Below are 11559 nucleotides of genomic sequence, written 5' to 3'. Positions count from 1 at the left end.
GGATCACTCTAGCTCTGGATCCAATAAAGCAGAAGTGACGACAGTGCCATCATTGCGCCAACGGCCATACAACCGACTAACGGTAAGAGCCCACAGCCCCCGGTTTATAGGGAACATGGCTTTTTGACATTCTAATGACGTCAATAATCCGCCATAAAATCATTAACAATCTATTACCAGGCGCTTATAAAGAATCCGCGAACCCTCGGGCCACGGCCTTCTTCCTCCTATTAAAGGCGTACTCAATGATTGATCTGTCCACCTGGAACCTGAGCATTCCCGTTGGCTCCCCGCCCACCACCATCGACACCCCCAAACTGCTCAGCGGTTTCAAGGACCAATACTTCCAGGCCGAAGGCAGCAGTGTGCAGTTCTGGTCCCCGGTCACCGGAACGCGCACCGAAAACGCCATTTACCCTCGCAGTGAACTGCGGGAAACCTACGCCGACGGTCGCCTGCGCAACTGGATGTATCCGGACGCCGACAATTACCTGCGCGCCACCCTGGCCGTCAATCAGGTGCCGTCTTCCGGCAAGATCGTCATCGGCCAGATCCACGCCTATGACAGCCAGAAACCGCTGATAAAAGTCGAATACCAGTACAAGGAAAAAACCCAGACCGGCAACATCGTCGCCAAAGTCCGCATGCGCCCGGATGACAGCGAAGGCCGGGTGATCATCGTCGCCGAGAATGTGCCACTGGAGCGCAACTTCACCTACGTCATCCACTTGAACCGCACAGGCCTGTTGAACGTGGAAGCCGCCAACGGCCAATGGAACGAACGCATCGGTGCCGCCTGGGGGAAAAAACCGCTGTACTTCAAGGCCGGGGTCTACGTGCAGGACAACAGCGGCGACAGCAAGGAAGGCGGCAAAGTGACCTTTGCCAAGTTGGATATCGATCACGACTAACACTCTGATCATTCTCACGACGCTTTAGGACAGAACCGCGACCCAGGGTCTCGACTTTTTTGTAGGACAATCCGAGTATGGCGCCGCACACGCGCAATACCCCCTACAAGAAAGTCATGGAGACTCGCCAATGCCATTCACTCGCACATTGCTCGCCCTCTCACTGGGCATGGTTCTGCTGCAAAATCCAACCTTCGCCGCCCCGCCACTGTCGATGACCGACGGGGTGGCGCAGGTCAATATCCAGGACAGCAACGCCTGGGTCGAAATCAACAAAGCCGCCTTCGAACACAACATCCGCACCCTGCAAGCCACTCTCGCCGATAAGTCGAAAATCTGCGCCGTGCTCAAGGCTGATGCCTACGGCCATGGCATTGGTTTGCTGATGCCGTCGGTGATCAAGCTGGGTGTGTCCTGCGTCGGTGTCGCCAGCAACGAAGAAGCCCGCGTGGTGCGCGAAAGCGGCTTCAAGGGCCAACTGATCCGCGTACGCACAGCCGCCTTGAGCGAGCTGGAAGCGGCACTGCCCTATAACGTCGAAGAGTTGGTGGGCAATCTGGATTTCGCGGTGCGCGCCAGCCTGATCGCCGAACACCATGGCCGCCCGCTGGTGGTCCACCTGGGGCTGAACTCCAGCGGTATGAGCCGCAACGGCGTGGAAATGACCACCGCCCAGGGCCGCCGCGATGCCGTCGCCATCACCAAAGTGCCGAACCTTGAAGTGAAGGCGATCATGACCCACTTCACCGTCGAAGACGCCGCCGACGTACGCACCGGCCTCAAGGCCTTCAACGAACAGGCCAACTGGCTGATCAACGTCGCACAACTGGACCGCAGCAAAATCACCCTGCACGCCGCCAACTCCTTCGCCACACTGGAAGTGCCCGAGTCGCGCCTGGACATGGTTCGCCCAGGCGGCCTGCTGTTTGGCGACACCGTACCGGCGTTTACCGAATACAAGCGGGTGATGCAGTTCAAATCCCATGTGGCGTCGGTCAACAGCTATCCGAAGGGCAACACCGTTGGCTATGACCGCACCTACACCCTGGCACGGGATTCGAAACTGGCGAACATTACCGTGGGTTATTCCGATGGCTATCGCCGCGCGTTCACCAACAAAGGCATCGTGCTGATCAATGGCCATCGCGTGCCGGTGGTGGGCAAGGTGTCGATGAATACGTTGATGGTCGATGTCACCGATGTGCCGACCGTAAAGAGTGGCGATGAGGTGGTGTTGTTTGGCAAGCAGGGCAATGCGCAGATTGCCCAAGCGGAAGTCGAGGACATCAACGGGGCGTTGTTGGCAGACTTGTATACGGTTTGGGGTAACTCCAACCCGAAAGTCCTGGTCGACAAATAACCTTTAAAGGGGACGCCCATTACCTCAAGCGACGGACAAGCCCAACTCGGATAACAACATCGACGCCTGGGCTTTGGAAATCACGGCGCCTTTGAAAAGTTTGGCATCACTGATGCCTGAGCCCACTCAAATCCGCACCCCGCAGGTCGGCACCGGCGAAATTGGCGCCGTTGATACGAGTATGGGCCAGGCTGCAGTCGATCAATTCGGCTTTGCGAAAATCTGCGTCCGACAGGTCACTGTCGGAGAAATCCAGGGTATTGAGGGTGGTTCGGGCAAAGGACAGCCCGGACAAAAAAGCACTGTTGAGCAGCGTCTCAGTGAACGTCAAATCTATTTAAGGGGACGGATCTATTTAGCAGTTAAATGGATCGCCCTTTCAATGAAGAACTCGGCAAAAAAAACCCGCATCACTGCGGGTTTTTTATAAACGCTTGAAGCTTAGTTAACCTTAGCGTTCAACTCACCTTTCAAATACCGCTGGTACATCGCTTCCAGGGAGACCGGCTTGATCTTCGAAGCATTGCCCGCAGTACCAAACGCTTCATAACGCGCGATACACACATCACGCATTGCGGTCACGGTAGCGCCGAAGAATTTACGCGGATCAAACTCGCTCGGGTTGGTTGCCATCAGGCGACGCATCGCACCAGTGGACGCCAGACGCAGGTCGGTGTCGATGTTGACCTTACGCACGCCGTGCTTGATGCCTTCGACGATTTCTTCAACCGGTACGCCGTAGGTTTCTTTGATGTCGCCGCCGTACTGGTTGATGATCGCCAGCCACTCTTGCGGTACCGAGGAAGAACCGTGCATCACCAGGTGGGTGTTGGGGATGCGTTTGTGGATTTCCTTGATGCGGTCGATGGCCAGCACGTCACCGGTAGGTGGCTTGGTGAACTTGTAGGCGCCGTGGCTGGTGCCGATGGCGATAGCCAGGGCGTCGACTTGGGTGCGCTTGACGAAGTCGGCGGCTTCTTCCGGGTCGGTCAGCATTTGGCTGTGATCCAACACGCCTTCAGCGCCGATGCCGTCTTCTTCGCCGGCCATGCCGGTTTCCAACGAACCCAGGCAGCCCAGCTCACCTTCAACCGATACGCCGCAGGCGTGAGCCAGGGCCACGGTTTGTTGGGTGACACGGACGTTGTAGTCGTAGTCAGTCGGCGTCTTGCCGTCTTCGCCCAGGGAGCCGTCCATCATCACCGAGCTGAAGCCCAGTTGAATGGAGCGCTGGCACACGTCAGGGCTGGTGCCGTGGTCCTGGTGCATGCACACCGGGATGTGCGGGAATTCTTCGATGGCGGCGAGGATCAGGTGACGCAGGAACGGGGCACCGGCATATTTGCGGGCGCCGGCCGAAGCCTGGACGATCACTGGGGAGTCAGTCTTGTCAGCGGCTTCCATAATGGCGCGCATCTGCTCAAGGTTGTTGACGTTGAAGGCTGGAACGCCATAGCCGAATTCGGCTGCGTGGTCCAACATCTGGCGCATGCTGATAAGTGCCATTGTGAGTCTCTCTCCCGGTCGAGGGTCGTTAATCGTGCAAGCCTGCCGTAGCGGCGGCTGCTATTCAAGTTATTGCAGATCGGGGGTTTGAAGGCCGATTTGCTGAATCGTTATTGCACTAAGGCTTACGGCGCTTTGCAGCCGCGGCCGATCAAGTCGTCGGTGGCAACCCAGTAAACCAGGCCTTCCTCACCTTTTGTGTGAAACGCCAACTGGTCATTGCTGTACAGCACGCCCGAAGCCGCCACATCCTGCTTGAGGCGATAGACTTGGTCCGAACCGCCAAGGCGTATATCCACCTGGCTGTGGGTCTGATCGGTAAACCGCCAGACCACTTGTGCCTGGCTGTCGCAGGTCCAGGTGGTCCATTTTTCCTGTTGCGGTTCTGCCTTGTTGAACATGTTCAGGTTGGCGCAACCAGCCAATAAGGCCAGTGCTGCCAGGGCGAAAACGCCTTTCATTGCCAATCCTCGAACGGCGACCGGAGGCCGCCACTGCTGTCGGTTAGTGAATCAGACCCGTCAAGGGCAGCCCTGTTCCTTACCTTTGGGCGGGGAATCGTACTTCTCCAGCCCATCCGGCCCGATACGTTTGCTGATCACCGGCAGGGTTTCAGCTTGCCAGTCAGCCTGGTAGCAGCCTTTGTCCGGTACGGCTTTCCCGGTTTCGGGCGCCGCAGGCGGCGCGCTGCTACAGCCGGCCAACAAGCCTGCGGCAATTACCAGCGCTATCGACTTGACCATGGGAATACTCCTTTTCTCAGGCCTTCAGGCCTCAGCCCTTGGCTCGGCTTTCCAGCACTTCGACGGCTGGTAATACCTTGCCTTCGACGAACTCAAGGAAAGCACCACCACCGGTAGAAATGTAGGAGATCTGGTCAGTAACGCCATATTTATCGATGGCCGCCAAGGTATCGCCACCGCCCGCAATGGAAAACGCCGAGCTTTCAGCGATGGCCTGGGCCAGCACCTTGGTGCCGTTACCGAATTGATCGAACTCGAACACGCCTACCGGGCCGTTCCACAGAATAGTGCGGGAAGACTTCAGCAATTCGGCGAAGTTGGCAGCCGTTTGTGGGCCAATATCCAGGATCATGTCGTCAGCAGCGACGTCAGCGATCAGTTTGACGGTGGCTTCGGCGCTTTCAGAGAACTCCTTGGCCACCACCACATCCACTGGCAGCGGTACGCTGACCTTGGCGGCGATGGCACGGGCGGTGTCCAGCAGGTCCGGCTCGTACAGCGATTTGCCGACCGGGTGACCGGCAGCAGCGAGAAAGGTGTTGGCGATGCCGCCGCCGACGATCAACTGGTTGCAGATCTGGCTCAGGCTGTTGAGCACGTCGAGCTTGGTCGAGACCTTGGAGCCAGCAACGATGGCGGCCATTGGTTGAGCCGGCGCACCGAGGGCTTTGCCCAAGGCTTCCAGTTCAGCAGCTAGCAACGGGCCAGCCGCAGCGACTTTGGCGAACTTGGCCACGCCGTGGGTAGAACCCTCGGCGCGGTGAGCGGTACCAAAGGCGTCCATCACGAACACGTCGCACAGGGCGGCGTATTGCTGGGCCAGTTCGTCGCTGTTCTTTTTCTCGCCCTTGTTAAAGCGCACGTTTTCGAACAGCACAATGTCGCCGGCCTTGACGTCGACGCCACCCAGGTAATCAGCCACCAGCGGCACGTCGCGGCCCAGGGCCTTGCTCAGGTACTCGGCGACAGGTTTGAGGCTGTTTTCGGCAGAGAACTCACCTTCGGTCGGACGACCCAGGTGGGAGCAGACCATTACGGCCGCGCCTTTTTCCAGGGCCAGCTTGATGGTCGGCAGCGAAGCCAGGATTCGCGCATCGCTGGTGACAACACCGTCCTTGACTGGGACGTTGAGGTCTTCGCGGATCAGTACGCGCTTACCTTGCAGATCGAGGTCGGTCATCTTCAACACGGTCATGGGTCGCAGTTCCTGTGTTACTGAATTAGAGAGCAGGTTTAGGTAATGGAGAAGCTGTTTGCAGGTAATGCTCTGCAACGTCCAGCATTCGGTTGGCAAAACCCCATTCGTTGTCGAACCAGGCCAGGATGTTAACCAGCCTTGGGCCGGAAACGCGGGTCTGGCTGGCATCAACGATGGCCGAATGCGGATCATGGTTGAAATCACAACTGGCGTGGGGCAACTCGGTGTAGGCCAAAAGCCCTTTGAGCGGGCCACTGGTAGAGGCCTCGCGCAGAATCCTGTTGACCTCCTCGGCGTCGGTGTCGCTGACGGTTTGCATGGTGATGTCCAGGCAGGACACGTTCACTGTCGGCACCCGAACTGCTTTGGCCTGGATTCGCCCGGCAAGTTCCGGCAGCAGGCGTTCGATACCTCTTGCCAGACCGGTGGACACCGGAATCACTGACTGGAACGCCGAACGCGTGCGGCGCAGGTCTTCGTGATGGTAGGCATCGATCACCGGCTGATCATTCATCGCCGAGTGAATAGTGGTGATCGACACGTATTCCAGTCCGATGGCCTGATCCAGCAGGCGCAACAACGGCACGCCGCAGTTGGTGGTGCAGGAGGCGTTGGACACCAGCAGCTCGGCGCCGGTCAGGCAATCCTGGTTGACGCCGTAGACGATAGTGGCGTCGACATCTGCCTCGCTGGCCATCGGCTGGGAAAACAGCACACGCGGTGCTCCGGCGTCGAGGAAACGCTGGCCATCGGCGCGAGTGTGGTAGGCACCGGAACATTCCAGCACCAGGTCAACGCCCAGCGACGCCCAGTCGATGCCCTCGGGGGTGGCACTGCGCAGGACCTTCACGCAGTTACCATTAATATGCAGACAATCGCCGTCGACCCGCACTTCGCCGGGAAACCGGCCGTGGGTGGAGTCAAAGCGTGTCAGGTATTCGATGCTGGCCATGTCGGCCAGATCGTTGATCGCAACAATTTCAAACCCGGCAGCCGGCCCTCGCTCGAACAGAGCACGCAAGACGCAACGACCAATCCGGCCGTAGCCGTTGAGTGCAACTTTGTAGGGGCGCGGTTGGGGCATGGGGTTCTCGATGGCGGACAACTTCTTATGAGCGACACAAAACCATTGTAGGAGCGAGCTTGCTCGCGATGAACTTGAGGACAACGCGTTTATCCAGACAGCCAGCGTTATCGTTAACGACCATCGCGAGCAAGCTCGCTCCTACAAGGGATGCGGTGACCATCGGCCACCGCGTTCGCGCTTTTAGTCTTCCAGCAGCTCTTCAGCCTGACCCAGGATGTTTTCCAGGGTGAAGCCGAACTCTTCGAACAACGCTGGCGCTGGCGCCGACTCACCGTAGGTAGTCATGCCAATGACGCGGCCTTCCAGGCCCACGTACTTGTACCAGTAGTCAGCGTGAGCCGCTTCGATGGCGATACGGGCGCTGACCTGCAACGGCAGTACCGATTGCTTGTAGTCGGCATCCTGGGCTTCAAAGACGCTGGTGCATGGCATCGAAACCACGCGCACGTTGCGGCCCTGCTCGGTCAGTTTGTCGTAGGCTTGAACCGTCAGGCCCACTTCGGAACCGGTGGAGATCAGGATCAGCTCCGGCTCGCCGATGCAGTCCTTGAGCACGTAGCCACCACGGCTGATGCCTTCGATCTGCGCCGCATCGCGGTTCTGATGCTGCAGGTTCTGACGGGAGAAGATCAGCGCCGAAGGGCCGTCCTTGCGTTCGATGGCGTGCTTCCAGGCCACGGCCGATTCGACCGCATCCGATGGACGCCAGGTGTCCAGGTTCGGCGTGGTGCGCAGGCTGGTCATTTGCTCGACCGGCTGGTGCGTCGGGCCGTCTTCGCCCAGACCGATGGAGTCGTGGGTGTAGACGAAGATCACACGTTTCTTCATCAGCGAAGCCATGCGTACCGCGTTGCGGGCGTATTCCATGAACATCAGGAAGGTCGCGCCGTAAGGCACCAGGCCGCCGTGCAGGGCAACGCCGTTCATGATGGCGCTCATGCCGAACTCGCGAACGCCGTAGTACATGTAGTTACCGCTGGCGTCTTCGGCCGAGACACCTTTGCAACCTTTCCACAGGGTCAGGTTGGAACCGGCCAGGTCAGCCGAACCGCCGAGGAACTCAGGCAGCAGCGGGCCAAAGGCATTCAGGGCGTTTTGGCTGGCTTTGCGGCTGGCAATGGTTTCGCCCTTGGCGGCGACTTCGGCGATGTAGGCCGACGCTTTTTCAGCGAAATCAGCTGGCAGGTCACCGGCCAGACGACGCACCAGTTCGCTGGCCAACTCAGGGAATTGAGCAGAGTAGGCAGCAAAACGCTGGTCCCACTCAGCTTCGGCAGCACGGCCGGTTTCCTTGGCGTCCCACTCGGCATAGATATCAGCCGGGATTTCGAACGGGCCGTGGTTCCACTTCAGCGCAGCGCGGGTCAGCGCGATTTCCGCGTCACCCAGTGGGGCGCCGTGGCAGTCTTCCTTGCCTTGTTTGTTCGGTGAGCCGAAACCGATGGTGGTCTTGCAGCAGATCAGCGTCGGCTGGTCGCTCTTGCGGGCGGTGTCGATGGCGGTCTTGATCTCTTCCGGATCGTGGCCGTCAACATTGCGGATCACCTGCCAGTTATAGGCTTCGAAACGCTTTGGCGTGTCGTCGGTGAACCAGCCTTCGACTTCGCCGTCGATGGAGATGCCGTTGTCATCGTAGAAGGCGATCAGTTTGCCCAGGCCCAGGGTACCGGCCAGGGAGCTGACTTCGTGGGAGATGCCTTCCATCATGCAGCCATCACCCAGGAACACATAGGTGTGGTGATCGACAACGTTGTGGCCAGGACGGTTGAACTGCGCCGCCAGGACTTTTTCGGCGAGGGCGAAACCGACCGCGTTAGCCAGGCCTTGGCCCAGGGGCCCGGTGGTGGTTTCAACGCCAGCGGTGTAGCCGTATTCCGGATGGCCCGGGGTGCGGCTGTGGATCTGGCGGAAGTTTTTCAGGTCGTCGATGGACAGGTCGTAACCGGTCAGGTGCAGCAACGAGTAGATCAACATCGAGCCGTGGCCGTTGGACAGGATGAAGCGGTCACGGTCGGCGAACGACGGGTTGCTCGGGTTGTGTTTCAGGTAGTCACGCCAAAGTACCTCGGCGATATCCGCCATGCCCATCGGGGCACCGGGATGGCCGCTGTTGGCTTTTTGCACGGCATCCATGCTGAGGGCACGAATGGCGTTGGCACGCTCACGACGGCTGGGCATCGCTGTTCTCCTGCGGATATTGAATCGAGAGTGAATAAAAGAAACGGAAAAAAGGACCGGCATTTTCCCTCAGCCACGGCCTTCGGGGCAATGATAGATAGTCACTTGAGGGTGTTTTTCCTGTGGATTGGCCTGGAGAAACCTTTCACCCCTTCGTCTAAAGGTTACAGAGCCTGCTTATAGCCACCACTTATCGACCAATATCAAAACTTTTTGATATTGGCCTTGCGAGGATTTATCCCCGTCACTAGACTGCTGGCCCTATGAACTTACGCGCGCCCTCCCTTCGTCATGACGACTGCGATGAGCTGGCGGCCTTGTGCAAGGCCGGCGGTGATCCCTTACGCCTGAATGTGTTGCGCGCGCTGGCCAACGACTCATTCGGCGTGCTGGAACTGGCACAGATCTTCGCCATCGGTCAGTCCGGCATGAGCCACCATCTGAAGGTGCTGGCCCAGGCCGACCTGGTGGCCACGCGCCGCGAAGGCAATGCGATTTTTTACCGGCGCGCGCTGCCGCACACCGACCACTTGGGTGGCAAGCTGCATGCCGCGCTCCTGGAAGAAGTGGACAACCTGGCGCTGCCGGCTGACGTACAGTCGCGAATCGGCCAGGTCCACGGACAACGCGCTGCGGCCAGCCAGGATTTTTTCTCGCGGGTGGCGGAGAAGTTTCGTGCGCAGCAGGACTTGATCGCCGGGTTGGCGCAATACCGCGAAAGCGTGCTGGCACTTCTCGACAAGCTGAGCTTCAGTGATGAGGCCACGGCGCTCGAAGTCGGCCCTGGCGACGGCGGCTTTCTGCCGGAACTGGCGCGCCGCTTCCACCAGGTCACGGCGCTGGACAACAGCCCGGCGATGCTCGAACTGGCGCGCCAGGTGTGTGAACGCGATAACTTGAGCAACGTCAGTCTGCAACTGGCCGATGCCTTGAATAATGTAAGCCTGCGGGCCGACTGCGTGGTGTTGAACATGGTCTTGCACCATTTCGCCGCCCCGGCTGAAGCCCTCAAGCAAATGGCCGGTTTGCTGCAACCCGGCGGCAGCCTGCTAGTGACAGATTTATGCAGCCACAACCAGAGTTGGGCCAGGGAGGCCTGCGGTGATCTCTGGCTGGGCTTTGAACAGGACGATCTGGCCCGTTGGGCCACCGCTGCGGGACTCGTTCCCGGGGAAAGTCTCTATGTAGGCTTACGTAATGGTTTCCAGATTCAGGTCCGCCATTTTCAGCGGCCATCTGGCGACACTCACCATCGGTAAATATCAGGAAAACATCGAGATGAGCGAATACTCCCTTTTCACCTCCGAGTCCGTGTCTGAAGGGCATCCGGACAAAATCGCCGACCAGATTTCTGATGCGGTGCTGGACGCCATCATTACTGAAGACAAGTTCGCCCGTGTGGCGTGCGAGACTCTGGTGAAAACCGGCGTGGCGATCATCGCTGGCGAAGTCACCACCTCGGCCTGGGTCGATCTGGAGGACATCGTTCGCAAGGTGATCCTTGATATCGGCTACAACAGTTCCGACGTGGGCTTCGACGGGGCGACCTGCGGCGTGATGAACATCATCGGCAAGCAGTCGGTGGACATCGCCCAGGGCGTTGACCGCAGCAAGCCGGAAGACCAGGGCGCCGGCGACCAGGGCCTGATGTTCGGCTACGCCAGCAACGAGACCGATGTGCTGATGCCTGCGCCGATCACCTTCTCCCACCAGTTGGTGAAGCGCCAGGCCGAAGCCCGCAAGTCCGGCCAACTGCCGTGGCTGCGTCCGGATGCCAAGTCCCAGGTGACCTGCCGCTACGAAGGCGGCAAAGTGGTGGGCATCGACGCCGTGGTGCTGTCGACCCAGCACAATCCGGAAGTCTCCTACAAAGACCTGCGCGAAGGCGTGATGGAGCTGATCGTCAAGCATGTGCTGCCTGCCGAACTGCTGCACAAGGACACCCAGTTCCACATCAACCCCACCGGCAACTTCATTATCGGTGGCCCGGTGGGCGATTGCGGCCTGACTGGTCGCAAGATTATCGTCGACACCTACGGCGGCATGGCCCGTCACGGTGGCGGTGCATTCTCCGGCAAGGACCCATCGAAGGTTGACCGCTCCGCCGCCTACGCCGGTCGTTACGTGGCCAAGAACATCGTTGCCGCCGGCCTGGCCGAGCGTTGCGAGATTCAGGTGTCCTACGCCATTGGTGTCGCCCAGCCGACGTCGATCTCGCTGAACACCTTCGGCACCGGCAAGATCAGCGATGACAAGATCATCAAGCTGGTGCGCGAAGTGTTCGACCTGCGTCCGTACGCGATCACCACCATGCTCGACCTGCTGCACCCGATGTACCAGGAAACTGCGGCCTACGGCCACTTCGGTCGCACCCCTGAACAGAAGACCGTCGGCGACGACACCTTCACCACGTTCACCTGGGAAAAAACCGACCGCGCCAACGACCTGCTTACCGCTGCAGGCCTGTAATCGCTGCCCGTTGTACCCAAAGCCCCGCCGGGTTTACTCGGCGGGGCTTTTTGTTGCGCGCTGATTGGCGCGATGACGTTCACATTTGTTCAACAGGGGCCTTGCAG

11 protein-coding genes are annotated in these 11559 nt (G+C 59.2%); 4 read left to right on the top strand and 7 right to left on the bottom strand.

The features are described from left to right. Positions 1-245 precede the first annotated feature (245 nt). The gene (locus tag ACZRKZ_RS15785; RefSeq protein WP_463982028.1) at positions 246-911 is read left to right on the top strand and encodes a polysaccharide lyase family 7 protein; all 666 of its coding nucleotides are present in this window, start codon (positions 246-248) and stop codon (positions 909-911) included. 130 nt (positions 912-1041) lie between these two features. Then, positions 1042-2271 (top strand): alanine racemase, encoded by a 1230-nt coding sequence (gene alr, locus ACZRKZ_RS15780; RefSeq protein ID WP_463982027.1) that lies wholly within the window; start codon positions 1042-1044, stop codon positions 2269-2271. Positions 2272-2377: 106 nt separating this feature from the next. Here alr and ACZRKZ_RS15775 read toward each other — a convergent pair whose 3' ends face one another. The 7 genes from ACZRKZ_RS15775 to tkt all read right to left on the bottom strand — a co-directional run bounded on the left by ACZRKZ_RS15775 (position 2378) and on the right by tkt (position 8983). Next, the gene (locus ACZRKZ_RS15775; protein WP_463982092.1) at positions 2378-2476 is read right to left on the bottom strand and encodes a pentapeptide repeat-containing protein; all 99 of its coding nucleotides are present in this window, start codon (positions 2474-2476) and stop codon (positions 2378-2380) included. A gap of 236 nt (positions 2477-2712) precedes the next feature. After that, positions 2713-3777 (bottom strand): class II fructose-bisphosphate aldolase, encoded by a 1065-nt coding sequence (gene fba, locus ACZRKZ_RS15770; RefSeq protein ID WP_029297347.1) that lies wholly within the window; start codon positions 3775-3777, stop codon positions 2713-2715. A 125-nt stretch (positions 3778-3902) separates the two neighbouring features. Beyond that, positions 3903-4238 carry an MliC family protein gene (locus ACZRKZ_RS15765; protein WP_463982026.1) on the bottom strand — a complete coding sequence of 112 codons (336 nt, stop codon included), beginning with the start codon at positions 4236-4238 and terminating at the stop codon, positions 3903-3905. Positions 4239-4298: 60 nt separating this feature from the next. Then, positions 4299-4520 (bottom strand): hypothetical protein, encoded by a 222-nt coding sequence (locus tag ACZRKZ_RS15760; RefSeq protein ID WP_463967805.1) that lies wholly within the window; start codon positions 4518-4520, stop codon positions 4299-4301. A 31-nt stretch (positions 4521-4551) separates the two neighbouring features. Continuing rightward, on the bottom strand, positions 4552-5715 hold the full coding sequence (locus ACZRKZ_RS15755) for a phosphoglycerate kinase (protein WP_463967804.1): 1164 nt from the start codon (positions 5713-5715) through the stop codon (positions 4552-4554). Between the two features lie 25 nt (positions 5716-5740). Further along, a complete protein-coding gene (gene epd, locus ACZRKZ_RS15750; protein WP_463982025.1) occupies positions 5741-6802 on the bottom strand; it encodes an erythrose-4-phosphate dehydrogenase in 1062 nt (353 codons plus the stop codon). A gap of 183 nt (positions 6803-6985) precedes the next feature. Further along, a complete protein-coding gene (gene tkt, locus ACZRKZ_RS15745; RefSeq protein WP_463967802.1) occupies positions 6986-8983 on the bottom strand; it encodes a transketolase in 1998 nt (665 codons plus the stop codon). Between the two features lie 263 nt (positions 8984-9246). Between tkt and ACZRKZ_RS15740 the strand changes: the two genes are divergently transcribed. Beyond that, positions 9247-10242, top strand: coding sequence for an ArsR/SmtB family transcription factor (locus ACZRKZ_RS15740; RefSeq protein WP_149414441.1), 996 nt, complete (start codon positions 9247-9249; stop codon positions 10240-10242). A 19-nt stretch (positions 10243-10261) separates the two neighbouring features. Further along, complete coding sequence (gene metK, locus ACZRKZ_RS15735) at positions 10262-11452, top strand: methionine adenosyltransferase (RefSeq protein WP_133102391.1); 1191 nt, start codon at positions 10262-10264, stop codon at positions 11450-11452. The last annotated feature ends 107 nt before the right edge of the window (positions 11453-11559 follow it).

It is taken from the genome of Pseudomonas sp. c313, from assembly GCF_055407145.1.
Note: the sequence above shows the minus strand (reverse complement) of the source record. Positions and strands in the feature narration are given on the sequence as shown.

What these genes read in the sequence shown, in the direction of transcription:
- ACZRKZ_RS15785 (WP_463982028.1), top strand. Translation starts at nt 246, where the DNA reads ATGATTGATCTGTCCACCTGGAACCTGAGCATTCCCGTTGGCTCCCCG.
- alr (WP_463982027.1), top strand. Translation starts at nt 1,042, where the DNA reads ATGCCATTCACTCGCACATTGCTCGCCCTCTCACTGGGCATGGTTCTG.
- fba (WP_029297347.1), bottom strand. Translation starts at nt 3,777, where the DNA reads ATGGCACTTATCAGCATGCGCCAGATGTTGGACCACGCAGCCGAATTC.
- ACZRKZ_RS15765 (WP_463982026.1), bottom strand. Translation starts at nt 4,238, where the DNA reads ATGAAAGGCGTTTTCGCCCTGGCAGCACTGGCCTTATTGGCTGGTTGC.
- ACZRKZ_RS15760 (WP_463967805.1), bottom strand. Translation starts at nt 4,520, where the DNA reads ATGGTCAAGTCGATAGCGCTGGTAATTGCCGCAGGCTTGTTGGCCGGC.
- ACZRKZ_RS15755 (WP_463967804.1), bottom strand. Translation starts at nt 5,715, where the DNA reads ATGACCGTGTTGAAGATGACCGACCTCGATCTGCAAGGTAAGCGCGTA.
- epd (WP_463982025.1), bottom strand. Translation starts at nt 6,802, where the DNA reads ATGCCCCAACCGCGCCCCTACAAAGTTGCACTCAACGGCTACGGCCGG.
- tkt (WP_463967802.1), bottom strand. Translation starts at nt 8,983, where the DNA reads ATGCCCAGCCGTCGTGAGCGTGCCAACGCCATTCGTGCCCTCAGCATG.
- ACZRKZ_RS15740 (WP_149414441.1), top strand. Translation starts at nt 9,247, where the DNA reads ATGAACTTACGCGCGCCCTCCCTTCGTCATGACGACTGCGATGAGCTG.
- metK (WP_133102391.1), top strand. Translation starts at nt 10,262, where the DNA reads ATGAGCGAATACTCCCTTTTCACCTCCGAGTCCGTGTCTGAAGGGCAT.